This window comes from Kiloniella sp. (assembly GCF_048259265.1).
In the GTDB taxonomy this organism is placed as follows: Bacteria; Pseudomonadota; Alphaproteobacteria; order Kiloniellales; family Kiloniellaceae; genus Kiloniella.
In genome coordinates this window covers 190,377-205,204 of the sequence record NZ_JBLXHT010000007.1, presented here as the reverse complement: position 1 = coordinate 205,204, position 14,828 = coordinate 190,377, and the positions used below count along the sequence as shown (strand labels likewise).

General features: G+C 43.3%; 13 protein-coding genes. 9 read left to right on the top strand and 4 right to left on the bottom strand.

The window, feature by feature from the left end; genetic code table 11:
- Positions 1–131: 131 nt before the first annotated feature.
- The 7 genes from ACN0QW_RS13070 (at position 132) to ACN0QW_RS13040 (ending at position 8,674) form a co-directional block, all read left to right on the top strand.
- A complete protein-coding gene (locus tag ACN0QW_RS13070) occupies positions 132–638 on the top strand; it encodes a PAS domain-containing protein (protein WP_299377079.1) in 507 nt (168 codons plus the stop codon).
- 376 nt (positions 639–1,014) lie between these two features.
- The gene (locus tag ACN0QW_RS13065) at positions 1,015–1,557 is read left to right on the top strand and encodes an MgtC/SapB family protein (RefSeq protein ID WP_417432067.1); all 543 of its coding nucleotides are present in this window, start codon (positions 1,015–1,017) and stop codon (positions 1,555–1,557) included.
- 193 nt (positions 1,558–1,750) lie between these two features.
- Positions 1,751–2,851 carry an endonuclease/exonuclease/phosphatase family protein gene (locus ACN0QW_RS13060; protein ID WP_417432066.1) on the top strand — a complete coding sequence of 367 codons (1,101 nt, stop codon included), beginning with the start codon at positions 1,751–1,753 and terminating at the stop codon, positions 2,849–2,851.
- Positions 2,852–4,134: 1,283 nt separating this feature from the next.
- A complete protein-coding gene (locus ACN0QW_RS13055; protein WP_417432065.1) occupies positions 4,135–6,240 on the top strand; it encodes a methyl-accepting chemotaxis protein in 2,106 nt (701 codons plus the stop codon).
- 50 nt (positions 6,241–6,290) lie between these two features.
- Positions 6,291–6,464 (top strand): hypothetical protein, encoded by a 174-nt coding sequence (locus tag ACN0QW_RS13050; protein ID WP_299374309.1) that lies wholly within the window; start codon positions 6,291–6,293, stop codon positions 6,462–6,464.
- A gap of 199 nt (positions 6,465–6,663) precedes the next feature.
- On the top strand, positions 6,664–8,226 hold the full coding sequence (locus ACN0QW_RS13045) for a PAS domain S-box protein (RefSeq protein ID WP_417432064.1): 1,563 nt from the start codon (positions 6,664–6,666) through the stop codon (positions 8,224–8,226).
- Positions 8,227–8,287: 61 nt separating this feature from the next.
- A complete protein-coding gene (locus ACN0QW_RS13040; protein WP_417432063.1) occupies positions 8,288–8,674 on the top strand; it encodes a response regulator in 387 nt (128 codons plus the stop codon).
- A gap of 181 nt (positions 8,675–8,855) precedes the next feature.
- Here ACN0QW_RS13040 and trpS read toward each other — a convergent pair whose 3' ends face one another.
- The 3 genes from trpS to ACN0QW_RS13025 form a co-directional block, all read right to left on the bottom strand.
- Complete coding sequence (gene trpS, locus ACN0QW_RS13035) at positions 8,856–9,866, bottom strand: tryptophan--tRNA ligase (protein ID WP_417432062.1); 1,011 nt, start codon at positions 9,864–9,866, stop codon at positions 8,856–8,858.
- A 305-nt stretch (positions 9,867–10,171) separates the two neighbouring features.
- On the bottom strand, positions 10,172–10,804 hold the full coding sequence (locus ACN0QW_RS13030) for a hypothetical protein (protein ID WP_417432061.1): 633 nt from the start codon (positions 10,802–10,804) through the stop codon (positions 10,172–10,174).
- Positions 10,805–10,888: 84 nt separating this feature from the next.
- Positions 10,889–11,827, bottom strand: coding sequence for a dihydrodipicolinate synthase family protein (locus tag ACN0QW_RS13025; RefSeq protein ID WP_417432060.1), 939 nt, complete (start codon positions 11,825–11,827; stop codon positions 10,889–10,891).
- A gap of 306 nt (positions 11,828–12,133) precedes the next feature.
- Between ACN0QW_RS13025 and ACN0QW_RS13020 the strand changes: the two genes are divergently transcribed.
- Both ACN0QW_RS13020 and ACN0QW_RS13015 read left to right on the top strand, forming a co-directional pair.
- The gene (locus ACN0QW_RS13020) at positions 12,134–12,676 is read left to right on the top strand and encodes a heme NO-binding domain-containing protein (RefSeq protein ID WP_417432059.1); all 543 of its coding nucleotides are present in this window, start codon (positions 12,134–12,136) and stop codon (positions 12,674–12,676) included.
- Positions 12,673–13,875: an ATP-binding protein gene (locus ACN0QW_RS13015; RefSeq protein ID WP_417432058.1), complete on the top strand. Its 1,203-nt coding sequence runs from the start codon at positions 12,673–12,675 to the stop codon at positions 13,873–13,875. The genes ACN0QW_RS13020 and ACN0QW_RS13015 overlap by 4 nt, the downstream gene beginning before the upstream one ends.
- Positions 13,876–13,952: 77 nt before the next feature.
- On the opposite strand, the gene ACN0QW_RS13010 is transcribed toward ACN0QW_RS13015, so the two are convergent.
- Positions 13,953–14,762 (bottom strand): hypothetical protein, encoded by an 810-nt coding sequence (locus tag ACN0QW_RS13010; protein WP_417432057.1) that lies wholly within the window; start codon positions 14,760–14,762, stop codon positions 13,953–13,955.
- Positions 14,763–14,828: the final 66 nt, after the last annotated feature.

Sequence of the window (14,828 nt, the reverse complement as noted above, 5' to 3'; positions counted from 1 at the left end):
CGTGTGTTCGGGGGCTTGAGAAAAGCCTGATGATGGCTTTATTGAATCTTACAGTATAATTTTACCTAGGCAGTTACCTGGGAAATTTACTGGGCTTGAGATAACGGTCCCTGATGAACTAGAGTGCTAAAATGCTTAATGTGGAATACAGAACGGTCGCTTCTGATTTGGCGTACAAATACTGGCTTTCGAAATGCCAAGGAGACGCAATCCCAAGCCGGGACGACATAAGCCCTGAAGAAATGGTGCCTTTCTTGCCAAGCATTCTGTTGTTGGATGTTCAAGAAGAACCGCTTGATTTCCGTTTCCGGTTGATTGGAACCCGTATCGTGCCATTGCTTAACCGGGACTATACCGGGGAGTTAATGAGCACAATTGATAACCTGAAATCCCCGAATTCGGTTTGGAAGAACTGTTGCAAAGCAGTTGACTTGGCAGAACCCGTTTATGCCTTTACCCCATACGTTGGCCCGAAAAAGGATATTCTGGATGTTGAGGATCTGATCTTGCCGCTGGCCTCGGACGGTAAGAATGTGAACATGTTAATGATCATCCTTGCGCCTATTAAAAAACAACCGGGACAACAAGGTGATGATGGTGAAAACAAATCTGATGGATCTAGAAGCCGCACATTTTGAAATTTGGATATTTTAAATTCTGTGTATTTTAAAGGTCTGGCTATATTAATCTCTGGGCTTCTCATCTCTGGGCATTCTAATTTCTATAACTGCATCATGATCCCTCTGCTTTAGATTGATCTGTCCTTTTGGTCAGTTTAAAATGCTATGGGGTTATACTCGTGGGGTATAGTTGTGGGAATATGGTTCTCTGGATATAGTCCTCAGGCTTTCCTTGCAGACGTTGGTACTCACGGCGCTTATCAATGGGATAATAAAGAGTTGGACTGTAGCTTACTGGGGCTTACTGGGGCAAAAAGCGCAATATATTAGGGTGCAAGCTGACTAAGGTATAAGCAGGGCGCTTACGTAAGCTCTTGATGGATTGAGGATCAGAATGACCGATTTGAGTTTGGAACTAACCTATATTTCCTGGCAAGAGCTTTTGCTTCGTGTCGGTTTGGCGATGGTTGTCGGGCTTGTTCTTGGGCTAGAGCGCGATAGCAAGAACAAACCAATTGATTTTCGGGCCTATATGATTGTTGCTGTGACCACGTGTGTTCTGGCTATTTTGGGACAGGAAATTTATTCGGATTTCTCATCGGCGGAAAACATTGTAAAGGTTGATCTGTCGAGTATTATTTCCGGTGTCATGACTGGGATCGGTTTTCTTGGTGCGGGCGCAATTATTCAACGGGGTGACCGAGTTGTTGGTACCGCTACCGGGGCCAGTATCTGGGCGTCGGGGGGAATTGGCCTGACGATTGGTTTCGGGTTCTATGCGCTGGGCATTGTTGCTTTTGGGGCCATCAGCCTTATTTTATTGGCGGGCGGCCTTTGTCGGGCATGGATGTCTGGGGTTGATGATAGTGAAAAATGTGCCCAAGAAAATAATAACCAAGAAAATGGTGACCCAAAAAAAGATGCACAAGAAAAGTAACCAACAAGCTTGAAATAACCAATAACCGCAAGAAAACAGTCAAAATTTTCTATTATAATATTGTTGCGAAATAGAACCGTCGGGGCAGATAAGTGAAATTTGCCAGATTTGGTGATTGTTTGATCGCGATGAAGATGCTGGTCAGTACAGATTTATACCTCCAATAAAGGGGAAAGGGGATTAAACAGGCGTGATGGTACATTATCTGTTAGGGGCAATTACAGTGCTGTGCTTTTTGGCCAGTGTACTTCCCTTTATTCCAATTGCGCATGGTGCCGTCAGAATTTTTGATTTTGGACGTCTTCAAATTCTGACTATTTCGTTTGTAACGCTTGCGTCTGTCGTGGCGGTCCTTCCCAGGGATCAGTATTGTTATTCCCTTGTGGGAATGCTGTCTGTCTCGGTTTTGATTGAACTTTTCCATATCATACCCTTTACTCCCTTTTGGTGGCAGCAATCGGCAAGATTTGATCCAGAAAAACATGACCCACAAAAACAGGGTCGTGTCCCGATTTTTAAAATGCTGGTTTGCAATGTAAAGCAGAGCAATAAGAGCCACGATAAACTGATTGAAATCATTGAGGATTGCGACCCAGATATTTTGATCCTGATGGAAACGGATCAACTGTGGGTGGATGTTATGGCGGGGGTAACAGAACGCTATGACTATAAGCTTAGCTGCCCACAAGATAACAGCTATGGAATGTTCTTGGCCTCGCGGTTGGATGTTTTGCAGGGTGATATCCGGTTTCTGCTGAACGACAGTATTCCCAGCTTTCATTGTCGCTTCAGATTTGAGGGCGGGGATGAATTTGACCTGATTGCCATTCATCCCGATCCACCCGTACCGCACCGGGATACCATTGGCAGAGACGCCGAAATTCTGCTGGCTGGGAAAAAGGCACGGTATCGAAAAAGGCCGCTGGTTGTTGCCGGTGATTTGAACGATGTGGCATGGTCATCGACAACCCGTCGTTTTCTGCGGGTTTCTCGGTTACTTGATCCGCGTCAGGGGCGGGGGATGTTTAACTCGTTCGATGCGCGATATCCGTTTTTACGGTGGCCACTGGATCATATTTTCCATTCCGAAGAATTTGAACTTGTGGCAATCCGGCGGCAACCATTTATGGGGTCAGATCATTTTCCAATGTATTACGAATTGGCCTATGTATCTGACCATAATAATGAAACGCCGGATAGTCCGTCGGTTATGGATTTGAAAGAGACAAGAAACCTGATCCACACCGAAAGCAAACGAGAACGTCGCCCCGTTGGCGAAGATTGGGAAAAGTAAAATTACGCGTCCTAACGAAAGGGCAGACAGCATTTGGGGAACGTTATGTATCCTAAATGGTTAGTTCAACCGAAAATGTGTAATTTTAGTACGCATACAATCAGATGTAGAGAAGGCTTTATTTTATCTCACGATATCTCGGTATACTGTAACAAATGATTACGACTCTTACTCGTAAGTTGATTCAATATATTTTACGGCGGCAGAGCGTAAAATAATGTTTTTATAGGTTTTTCAAAAAATAATATTATTTTTTTTGATGCTCGAAATAAATAAGATCTATTCAAATAATTGTCGTATCTTATTGATTTTTAAAGTTGTATATACTTGATTTTTTTACTCGGGATTTACTTAATTGTATATAATATTCTTTAGCCTTTAGGTTGAATAGCTGTTGTGTTAATGTCTCCTTAACCAATTCAACGTAATTTTCCTACATTCGCTCCCCACGTAGTCAGGGGTGGCTTCATAAAATAAGAGTTTGCACAGTTGCTATAATCTTTCGAAGAGGCACTGGTTCAATTGCAAACCTGATCAGATATATAACCTGGTATTAGTGTGTTACAGGAACCGTCTGATCTTTTATTATGGAGTGGGGTGTGGGTAGAAACTAGACATGGTTGTTGACATGATTGTCTGGGGCTTTTTTGAATAATTCGACGCCTAGTGTGGTCGCGTCATGGGAACAGTCTTAGTGAGTTTTGGGCTCGAACCGATTATTCAAAGCGTGTGGTCGCTCTGGAGTGTGGTACTCAACCGCTTGTGTTTCGTCTGGTTTCAAACTGTCAAAGGCACTTCCTTTGGGGGGATCTTGCCAACGTGAAACCATATAGGTCAAGTTTTAGAACCTGATCAGCAAGACATTATCCGCAGTTTATAACTGTTTTATAACTGTGGCGTAAGTAAAATCAGAACGACTGCGATAGAGAAGTGTGGGGATCGCGCTCTGATTTTACAGCGTAGTGGTATACGTCGCAATTACGGGTGTCGGGGTAAGGAACGTTATGTGGCACAGGTAGCTGTCACGGCAAGAGGAACGTTAAGAGTTATCAAGGGGGTAAGCACGTTCTGCCTTTGCTTTTTTTGTCTAGTTTTACGGCTTTCTTTATTTACTAAGGCTTCTAAGCATTTTCAATTAATCAAAGCTAGGAATGCATATTATTATGTGGTGCTGCATGTTTACCTATTTTGTAATATGCTGTTAAAGGCAAATTAATACTTTGTGATCGAGAATTGGTAGGGAGCTTATAACGCTTACTTACAATTGCTTATGTGATCACATTATGCCCGGAATATTGAACAAATCTTTTAGTCTCACAGGTAAGATTCTTACATCTGTCGTTATTACCCTTGCGATCGGGTTAACGGCTACGACCGCCTTTGTCGTTAAGGAAAGTCAGGATGCAATCCTTGATGTTGCTGAAAAACACGGTCAGGAACTCGCCGGAAATATCGGAAGCCAAGTGAAGGCTGATATTGATGTGGCAATGACAGCATCACGTACCATGGCTGAATCATTCTTAGCTTATCATCGGGCAGGAATTACGGATCGGGAAGTTTACCGAGAAGCACTTAAAGGTGTCGCACTTAATAACCCTGACTTTGCAGCAGTTTGGAGTGGATGGGAACCAGATGCACTGGATGGTAAGGATGCAGATTTTGCGAATACGCCGGAAAGCAACGCAAGCGGACGTTTTATTGATCTCTGGTTTTTAAAGAACGCTACAGATCTTGGTGTGCGTGGACTGAATATTGATAAGGGTGAAACTGCCGACTGGTATGACGGTCCTCGAAAAGCCATGGCAGAGGTAATTACAGAGCCTTATGCGATGGAATTGGCAAAAGATGAAGGTACAGAAGCTTTTCTTTCTACTTCTGTTGTAGTGCCTCTTATTCAGGACGGAAAGTTTATCGGTACTGTTGGTGTTGATTTTAATTTACAGGAAGTTCAGGACAAGATTGCAGAAATCCGTCCTTATGAAGAAGGTCTTGTTACTCTTATTACCAATAATGGCGTTTGGGCTGCTTATCCAGATAGAGAGCAAATTGGTAAAGCGATAGAAGAAAGCTCGCCGCAATTCCAGGATTACAAAGGCCTTATTGCTAAAGGTGAGAATGCCAGCTGGATCGGATATTCAAACGAACTGGGGAAAGATGCTCTCTATGTTCTGGTACCTTTGACGGTTGGGCATTCAAAAACGCCTTGGTCAATTGCCGCCATTATGCCTCTGGATAAGGTACAGGCTGGTGCAACGAGCGTGCGTAATAATATGATTATTGCAGCAATCGTTTTAACCTTGCTCATGGCGCTGATAATTACCGTTCTGATTACAGTTTTGATGAGCCGACCATTGAAAAATATTACTGAAGTCGTTGAGGTTCTGTCGAGAGATGAGACCAATGTCGAAATTAAGGATCAGCAGCGGAGCGATGAAATTGGTGTTCTTGCAAAAGCGCTGGAACATTTCCGTCATAAGCTAATCCAGGTTCGCGATCTACAATCCGAACAAGTTGAAAAAGATCGACAGGCAGAACAAGAACGACGAGATACTCTTTTGGGGATTGCCAATCAGTTTGAGGTACAGGTTCAGGGCGTTGTTGGTAATGTATCCAGTTCATCGGATCATCTTTTGACCTCTGCGCAGAGCATGTCCGCGGTGACAGATAATGTGTCAAGACAGACAGCCGTTGTGTCATCTGCAACCGAAGAAGCATCGGCTAATGTTGCAACTGTTGCCAGTGCAACAGAAGAGTTGTCAGCCTCTATTGGTGAGATCAATGCACAGATCACACGTGCTGTTTCAGTATCGCAAGAGGCAGTGCAAGAGGCAGATCGTGCGAACACAAAGGTGCAAGGTCTGTCGGATGCTGCCTTGAAGATTGGTGATGTAATCAAGCTGATCAGTGATATCGCGGAGCAGACTAATCTACTTGCTTTGAATGCAACGATTGAGGCCGCGCGTGCAGGTGATGCTGGTAAAGGTTTTGCGGTGGTTGCCTCTGAGGTTAAATCTTTGGCGAATCAAACCGCCAAGGCTACAGAGGAAATCACAAGTCAAATTTCTGGTATTCAGGAAGAGACCGATGCGTCGGTCGAGGCCATTGGCGGCATTGGGAACACGATTTCTCAAATTAGTGAAATATCGACTGTAATTGCTTCTGCTATGGAAGAACAGGGTGCTGCGACGCAGGAAATCTCGCGTAATGTACAAGAAGCTGCGGCGGGTACCAGCGAGGTGACCAGAAGTATTACTGAGGTTAACAGCAATATAGAAGAAGCGGGTAGTGTTTCCCAATCCGTTCTGACAGCGGCACAAACTCTGCAAGATGATGCGGCGGTTCTAACGCGTCAGGTTGATGAGTTCATGAACCAGATCAGGGCGTCGTAATATAGGATAAAAGCGAGCAGCATCTTAAAGCAAGAAGCTGCTCGTAAAGCTTGATTTCTCATCCTTATCCTAAGTCTGGCGTCGTTAAAGTCGATTGCTTCGATAGTATTCTAGGTACCTATCGTCTGGAAAATAAACCACTGGTCCTGGCGCTCTATCCCTTGGGTGATTCTGGTATGATCCCAGAATATGCCCAGAATATGCCCAGAAAATATCCAGAATAATCCCGAATAGTTCACAGTTGAAAGTGCAATCTTACTGATTGTTAATTCAGCATAATCATTATCTCAGGCTACTAGGTGTGATCTGCCGCCCGATAATAATGTTCTGACTGCGTGGTATTTATATCTAAGTAATACATCCTTAAGCTATGATGCGTAACGTTAGGGAGAGGTTTTTTACAAAAACAACTGGACGTTGATAATGAATGATATTGTCTTGTCAGATGCCAAAAGTGGATCAGCTCTGTTCCAGTCGATTTGGCAAACCGTTGTTGATGGTATGATTGTGATAAATCATTTGGGAATTATCCAGATGGTTAACCCGGCAACCCTTAAAGTATTCGGATATACAGAAGAAGAACTGATTGGTAAAAACGTCAAGATTTTAATGCCCAATCGTTATAGTTCTGAACATGATCAGTACCTGTCCAACTTTATGGAGGGGGGGCCGAATAAAATTATCGGGATCGGCCGCATTGTCGAAGGAGAAACAAAAGACGGGCAGGAAATATCGATGTATCTCGCCGTTAGTGAACTAATGGTGGGGGACCAAGTTTGTTTTGTCGGCATTCTACGGGATCTGACAGAAAAGGTCCGCGCGGAAAATGATATCTTGCGGGCGAAAGAAGAAGCGGAGAGAGCCAATATGGCTAAGTCTCACTTTCTTTCTTCTATGAGCCACGAATTAAGAACGCCGATGAACACGATATTGGGGTTTGCCCAATTGTTACAGGTGACAGACGAAAATCAGATTAAATACGAGCTATATCAAGAAGCGGTTCAACATATCCTCAAAAGCGGAGATCATTTGTTAAATCTGATTGATGATGTTCTTGATTTGTCGAAGATAGAGGCAGGAATTATAGCCGTTTCGTTGGAAGATATTGACGTTAATGAAATTGTTGACGAATGTATTGACCTTACGAAATTTACGGCGACATCTAATAATATCAAGGTCGTCTTCAAACCGGACAATAAGGGGAAAACATTTATTCATGCCGACAGAGGACGTGTTCGGCAGAGTTTAATCAACTTAATTTCCAACGGTATTAAATACAACCGCGAAGACGGGTCTGTTACCATTTCCTTTGAAACGCTAGATAACGGATTTGTTCGTATAAAGGTGACAGATACTGGCTATGGAATACCCCAAAGACATCGTGAAAAGCTGTTCATTCCCTTTGACCGTCTAGGGTTGGAAAATTCCGCAATTGAAGGTAGTGGCGTTGGATTGGCAATTACTCAGAAAATTGTGCGGATGATGCAGGGGGATATTGGCTTTTCAAGCTCCCCCGACGGCAGTCAATTTTGGATAGATCTACCTGCAGGAAGCGTTAACAACGAGCTGGAAGTCACAAGTCGGGAAATAGAAAGTGTGATAGGGGCGGCGGGGAAAAAGATGAATGGCCGCATTCTTTATATAGAAGATAACCCGTCGAATATTGCTCTGTTGAGGCAGATCGTACAAAAAGTGTATCCGGATATTGTATTTGATAGTTGTCCATCTGCTGAATTGGGCCTTGAATATATTCAAGATCATCCCTGTGACATGATTTTCATGGATATTAATTTACCGGGGATGAGCGGTATTGACGCTATGAAATGTTTGGAAAGGCTGTACCGGGACTTACCGCCTGTCGTTGCAATTACGGCTGACGTTTCCAAGTTGACCATTAGTAAAATTAAGAAACAAAAGTTCAGAGAAATGCTTGCAAAGCCTATAAATATACTGGAAACCGTAGAGGTTCTGGAACGATATTTGTAAATTTATGATTGATTAACCTAGTAATATGGTATGGTATTATTACGATGATGCCGGAGGTTGCATGAAGTTCCTGTACGTAGAAGATAAGCCGATGAACACCCGTGTTTTACGCCTTTTTGTGGAGCAGCTGTGGGGCGAGGATTTAACGTCTGTGGAAACCGCAGAAGAAGGGTTGGATCTTATCGGCAAGGAAGACTTTGATCTGGTTTTTATGGATATTAACTTGCCTCAGATGAGCGGGCTAGAGGCCATTCGTTATATTAAAAACAAGCTGAATAAAACAACGTTGCCTATAATTGTTGTTAGCGCGGCGACTGATACGAATGTTATTGCAGATGCCTATGATAGTGGGTGCCGTGCCTTTATTAAGAAGCCCGTGAATATCATGAATTTTAAAGATATTACTGAACGTGTTTTGAAAACGGATGAAACAATCGCCGTTGCTTGATAACTTTGTAGTGGATTGTTTAAATCATAGGACTACCCTAGGCTTGAGATAACTCAACCTTGATATTTTCAGATGGGTGTTAACCTGTAGAGTCCATAAAATGAAGCCGAACGCCCCACCCGTTCAAAGGGCATCGGTATTTATTCTCGTTGCCCTTTGAACGGGTGGGGCTTTTTAATTCTCAGGCTAACACAAACAAACCAAGAGATGTGGCAACGTCCCGATAGGTGTCCTGTGTCAGGTCACGAGACTTTGCTGTTCCCTCTCGGATAACATCCAATACGTAACCAGGATCTTGGGAAAGCTTTTCCCGACGTTCTCTGATCGGTGCAATCAACCCCTGAAGAATATCATTCAGTCTGTTTTTCAGCGCCATATCACCCAGCCCACCTTGCTGATAGTGGCGTTTTAGCTCTGCAATTTCTGTGGTGTCTTCATCAAAAGCATCCAGATAGGTGAAAACTACGTTGCCTTCGATCTGCCCCGGATCATCAACCCTTAGATGGTTAGGGTCCGTATACATTTGCATTACAGCCGCTTTTATTTCATCAGCAGACGCGGAAAGCGCAATGGCATTGCCCAGAGACTTACTCATCTTTGCTTTCCCGTTAATACCGGGCAAACGTCCCGTCTTGGGGATGATGGCTTTTACGTCCGGTAAAACAGATGTATTGGCCGTCGCGTTGATTTTCCGGATGATTTCATTGGTTTGTTCAATCAGGGGGGCCTGATCTTCGCCGACGGGCACCACAGTTGCTTTGAAAGCGGTTATGTCTGCGGCTTGGGCTGCGGGATAACACATAAATCCTGCGGGGATATCCCGGCCAAAATTGCGGGCTTTGATTTCATCCCTGATTGTCGGGTTTCTCTCTAGCCGGGCAACGGTGACAAAGTTGAGATACAGCATCGACAGTTCCGCCAACGCGGGAAGATGGGATTGTAAGCAAATTGTCGTTTTGGCCGGATCGATCCCGACGGCGAGATAATCCAATGCGACTTCGAGCACATTGGACCTGACTTTTTCAATATTGTTTGCGTTATCGGTTAAGGCTTGGGTGTCAGCCAATAGCAAGAATTGATTGTGATTATCCTGAAAGCGTAATCGATTTTTAAGTGATCCGGCATAATGCCCGATATGCAATGGTCCGGTTGTTCGATCACCAGTCAGGATGGTTGGTTTGTTTTGTGTCATGGTTGTCTCCGAAAAAAAACAGAGCTGCCCCATGATGCCGGAAATAAAAAAGCCGCCCATGAGGCGGCTCAAAAAATAGATATGAAATATCCTTGTGCCGCTCCGTTCAGGAACGCCACCAGCGATTAATAAGTGTTGTGCATCGATATTTCATACGCGCTGGATAGCATTCTCATACATGATGTGGCAAGGGGAAACGTGATGTAAAAAAGGAGATCTTGAAAGTCACGTAGATCAACAGGACGACACAATTATAAAGCTGTAATGCCGTTGATTTAGCCGGACGTACTTCTATTCTTGAACAATCAGTTTGCTTTCGGATGAAAATGAGATTGAGGGAGAATTTTAACGAGGGTGGTCGCTTCGCCAAGGACGGCGACGTGTCCTTGTTGAATGGCTTGATTGCGGATCAAGCCACGGCCTTTGGCGACGGCGGCGCGTAGATCCGGGTCTTGCTCGGTAAAGGAACCGCCAGCTTCCAAAGATGTGTTTTGAAAGGTGATACAACCAAGAATTTGAGCGCCGTTGCCAAGGGTTGACTTGCCAAGGATGGTCACGCCGCCGAGGTATCTACCGTAATCGCCGATATGAATTGTGCTGTCGGGGGAGTTCGCTTTGATGGTTACGCCACCTTCTGGACCAAACTGGTTGTTTGATCCTATGGTGATTGTACCGCCGCTGGCTTCCAGATAGGTCTGGGCATAAAAGGTATTGTCATTACCAACGATGATGGCGTCAGGCTTGTCAGAACGCATAACGCTATTGGGATAGAAAGTATTGCCTGTGCCAATCTTTGCATGCACTGAAATCAGAGTTGAAAAAGGGTCCAGCACTGTGTTGCCACGGGCAGTAAGCTCCATGGTTTCAGCTAAAGTTCTGAACCCGTTTTCCTTGCGTTGCGCATCAATACTGGCAAGTAGATCGTCGTTGGTGGGCATGTATCCATCCTGAGAAAATATTGCCCATAATATTGATTTATAAATGTTTATGTAAAGTTTTTTGACTGATGCGCTGAACGAACTTTAATCCAGTTCGTTCAGGGCATTAATCGCTTTCAATACCCGTTCCTGATCCGCAGCGTTTAGTGGCAGGATTGGTAAGTGTGGGGCTGCGTTAGAGAGTGACAGGATATTGGCAGCAGCATACATAACTCTCATGCCGCCAAATTCTTTAAAGAGCGTCCAAAGCGGTTGGAAGAATTGATCGATACGCTGGACTTCCTGTGCATCACCTGCTTGTGCGGATTTTGCCAATTTCATCGCCTGTGACGGGAAAAGACCACCGACCACGCTGTACCATGTATCGGCCCCGGCAAGAAGCCCAGCCGCACAACCCCAATCGCCACTATAGCCAATAGCAAAGCCATCCTTATCGGCGGTATTTTGGCGAAGTTGCGCCAGATCAGCCTCTATATTCTGACCTTGCGGTAAGGGCATCTTAACGGCTGCAATTGTTTCTATCTGTGAAAGACGTTTTAAAAGGTCCAGCGAAAAGGTGAAATGGGTTGTCCCCGGGTTATTATAAATAGAAATGGGGAGGTCTGTGGTACCTGCAACCGCAACAAAATGTTGATAGACTTCCTCTTCTGTCAGGGGTGTGTAAGAAACCGGGGCCAGCAATAGGGCATCTGCCCCGGCATCGCGTGCGTCCTTTGCCAATGTCTGTACGTCATCTGTTCTAAGCGCGCCAATCCCCACGATCAAGGGGACACGACCACCAATAAAATCGGCTGCTACAGCAACGGCGCGTTGACGTTCCGACCTTGTCAGATAGGCATAACCGCCCGTGCTGCCCAATAACCCGATAGAGTTAACCCCGGAAACAGCACTCGTATCGTTCTCTGAATCACCTTTCGCCTTTACAATTCGATCCAGCAAAAGACAAAGCGCATCGCTATTGATCCGACCATCTTTATCTGTCGGCGTTATGGGGAAGACAGAGAGTCCGTGAAAAAGTGACATTGTGGTTTCCTGGCTTTTCATGAGGCAAATCTGCCTCGGAGATTTATCAATAATTCTCTTTGTCTTATTGATTTATTTTTACGAGGCATAGAGCCATTAAATTTTCTGGCATAGGGCCAATGTAAATCTTGCAGGATGAGGCAATTTAAACTGATGCTGTTATAAACCGTGATTTGGTATAAGCCTTCTTGGAACCACAGTTCCGTTTCTAATCCTTTAGACTTATTTACCAATTATTATTGGTATCCCCATAAGTTAGTCTTAGAGCAATAGTACAGAAGTGATCAGACCCAACCGGAGCTATATATGTTTGGAATGGTGAACAGGCATATTATTAAAACGATACAGGTCACTTATGGTGAACGAAAGTGGCGTGAAATTATTGCCAACGCTCCTGAAATTCCCCATTTTTCACAACTACAACAATATCCTGACGAGATAACGTATTTGATTATCGAAAAGGCTGTCAAAGTTCTCGACATTGATATTGATAATTTACAGGAAACTCTTGGTAAAGGGTGGGTAAAGGAAACTGCTGATGGACAATGGGGGATCTATTATGAACTGTATGGCGACACAATTTTTACCTTCTTAAATAACCTTGATTCCCTTCATGCTGCATTAGGGGCGCAATTGACTGATATGTCCCCACCTTCATTTCTTTGTAAGAAGCTTAATTTAGATACTATTTGTGTCCGGTATATGAGTAAACGGCGAGGGCTCACATTTTTTGTCAAAGGAATGTTAAAGGGGCTTTGCGAAAAATTTAACTATCCTGGTCATGTGATCATTAAACAAATTCGTTCCGATCAAATCGAATACGATGAATACCTGATAGAGAAAATATGAAAACATCGATTGATAGCAATGCTTTACTTGAGGCGGTTGGATACTATTTTGTCTTTGGAAAAGATTTTTCTATTACAGAGCTTGGCGGGAACCTGGAAAAAGTTATTCCGGAAATTCAGATTGGAAAGAATGTTGACGATTTATTTACGCTAGAACGGCCTAGCATAAACTGGTCTTTGGAAAATTTGGATTTTATCTTAAAAAAACCGATTTCTTTACGCTCAATTTCAGAGAAAGTTCTTTTGAACGGGGCGCTTTACCCAAGTGGTGATTATGTTCTCTTCACCGGGTATCCGGTGATAAGTACAATTGATGAAATTATTGATTTAAATCTTAAGATGACGGATTTTGCCCCCAGCAATCCGCTGCATTATTATTTTGGAACTCTGCAAGCGAAAGATGCGTTGTTGCAAGATTTAAGCGAAATGACAGAAGTGTTAAGAAAGGCAACGGAAGAAGCTCAAGATGCGAATGCTGCCAAAACCAGCTTTTTGGCAACGATGAGCCACGAGTTACGTACACCGCTAAATTCGATCATAGGGTTTTCTGATTTATTACGAAACGAAATTAATGGCCCAATAGGAAGTCAGTACATTGCATATGCTGATGATATCAACGTTGCAGGTCACAACCTCCTTTCCGTTGTTAATGACGTACTTACTGTTTCTAGGCTTGAATCAGGCCAAATTGAATTACATGAAACCGAATGCGATATCGTTGATTTACTTAATTCGTGTGCTCATAAGATTAAAGCTTCCGCTCTGGAAAAAAATATTACATTTGATCTTCAGATCGACGACAATGTCTCATTAATTTTTGTCGATCCTGACAAGTTTAATCACATCATAAATAATTTGTTGTCAAACGCTGTAAAGTTCACGCAGAACGGTGGGAATGTTTCGCTAAAATCCTGTATATCAATTGAAAAGCAGCTTGTGATTGAAGTATGTGATAGCGGTGTTGGTATCGAAACGGATGATTTGAAAACGGTATTCGAACCTTTTAAGCAAATGCAAAAATTACATACGCGTGAATACGAAGGCAGTGGCCTGGGCCTTTATATTGCAAAGTCTTTCGTCAAATTACACAAAGGTGATATCACACTTAATAGCCAAGTTGGTTTAGGCACCAAAGTTGAAATTATTTTTCCAAACGAACGTATTCTTCAGCAATCGGTCTCAATATCTCATTCGTCTTAAGTGCATCGGCTACGACGATTGGGTCTAATCGGCTTGGTTTGTTTGAAGGGTGATTATGAAAGAGTATCAAGATAAAGCTAAGTCGGTGTCTGTTTTGCATGGTGTTTTTTGTTGGTACGGAATATTTTTGCAAGCATTCTTAGGAACCAAGAAATTTTCGGGCGGGCAATACGAAGTTTTTTATATGCATAACGATCTGCCTCTTCTTCTTGCGAGGGGACCTGACCGCCTTCTTTGTGTTTGTGAAAATGATGCCCTATTTCATGATAAAGCGTTTTTTGTATAAAAAAGTGATCTATAGGATTAAGAAACTTGAGCGTCTCAACATATTTAAACCAAACCAGATTGATAACTCCAATATAGGGCAGGTATTGTCCCGAAAAATCATATTGGGGTTTAAGGGGGATAATATAAATTCTGGGAATCCCTTTTAAATCTTCGTCCGGAATTATTTCCAACCATTTTAAAACAAAGCCTGTTGCGTGATTTCGTGGGTCCAGTGTTTTGTCTTCAAGAATCAAGACACCCCTATGTTCTGTTTCTGTGAAGTTGGCACGTTTAAATCTCAGGATTGAATCAAAAGATCGTTTGATAACAGGATCAGTTTTGGGAGTAATGGATTTCTTTACAAACTGTTCCGATAGCTTTTCATCAAGATCATGCAAAATGGTCAAGAAGCCTGCCGCGAGTATCGTATTCGCAGAATTATGCTTTTCAAAATCCAATAGCTTTAGCTCCCTAAGTAATAAGGGAATTGATTCAACCCCACTTTCATAAATGGCTTTATAGGCCATTGCTTGTGTTGGGTCGTGGTTACTGATTAATCCGCGCTTTAAACGATTAATTGTATTTTCAAGGTCGTTGTTCTTACCGTTTTGTGAAGACAAAATAACTCTCTAAACTCGTTCAGGATATTTCACGCCAAGATCCCACGTGTTGAGAAAATAGTAAAA

Coding starts and splice junctions, on each gene's coding strand:
- ACN0QW_RS13045 (WP_417432064.1), top strand. CDS start 6,664: ATGAATGATATTGTCTTGTCAGATGCCAAAAGTGGATCAGCTCTGTTC.
- ACN0QW_RS13025 (WP_417432060.1), bottom strand. CDS start 11,827: ATGTCACTTTTTCACGGACTCTCTGTCTTCCCCATAACGCCGACAGAT.
- ACN0QW_RS13040 (WP_417432063.1), top strand. CDS start 8,288: ATGAAGTTCCTGTACGTAGAAGATAAGCCGATGAACACCCGTGTTTTA.
- ACN0QW_RS13055 (WP_417432065.1), top strand. CDS start 4,135: ATGCCCGGAATATTGAACAAATCTTTTAGTCTCACAGGTAAGATTCTT.
- trpS (WP_417432062.1), bottom strand. CDS start 9,866: ATGACACAAAACAAACCAACCATCCTGACTGGTGATCGAACAACCGGA.
- ACN0QW_RS13060 (WP_417432066.1), top strand. CDS start 1,751: ATGGTACATTATCTGTTAGGGGCAATTACAGTGCTGTGCTTTTTGGCC.
- ACN0QW_RS13020 (WP_417432059.1), top strand. CDS start 12,134: ATGTTTGGAATGGTGAACAGGCATATTATTAAAACGATACAGGTCACT.
- ACN0QW_RS13065 (WP_417432067.1), top strand. CDS start 1,015: ATGACCGATTTGAGTTTGGAACTAACCTATATTTCCTGGCAAGAGCTT.
- ACN0QW_RS13070 (WP_299377079.1), top strand. CDS start 132: ATGCTTAATGTGGAATACAGAACGGTCGCTTCTGATTTGGCGTACAAA.
- ACN0QW_RS13015 (WP_417432058.1), top strand. CDS start 12,673: ATGAAAACATCGATTGATAGCAATGCTTTACTTGAGGCGGTTGGATAC.
- ACN0QW_RS13030 (WP_417432061.1), bottom strand. CDS start 10,804: ATGCCCACCAACGACGATCTACTTGCCAGTATTGATGCGCAACGCAAG.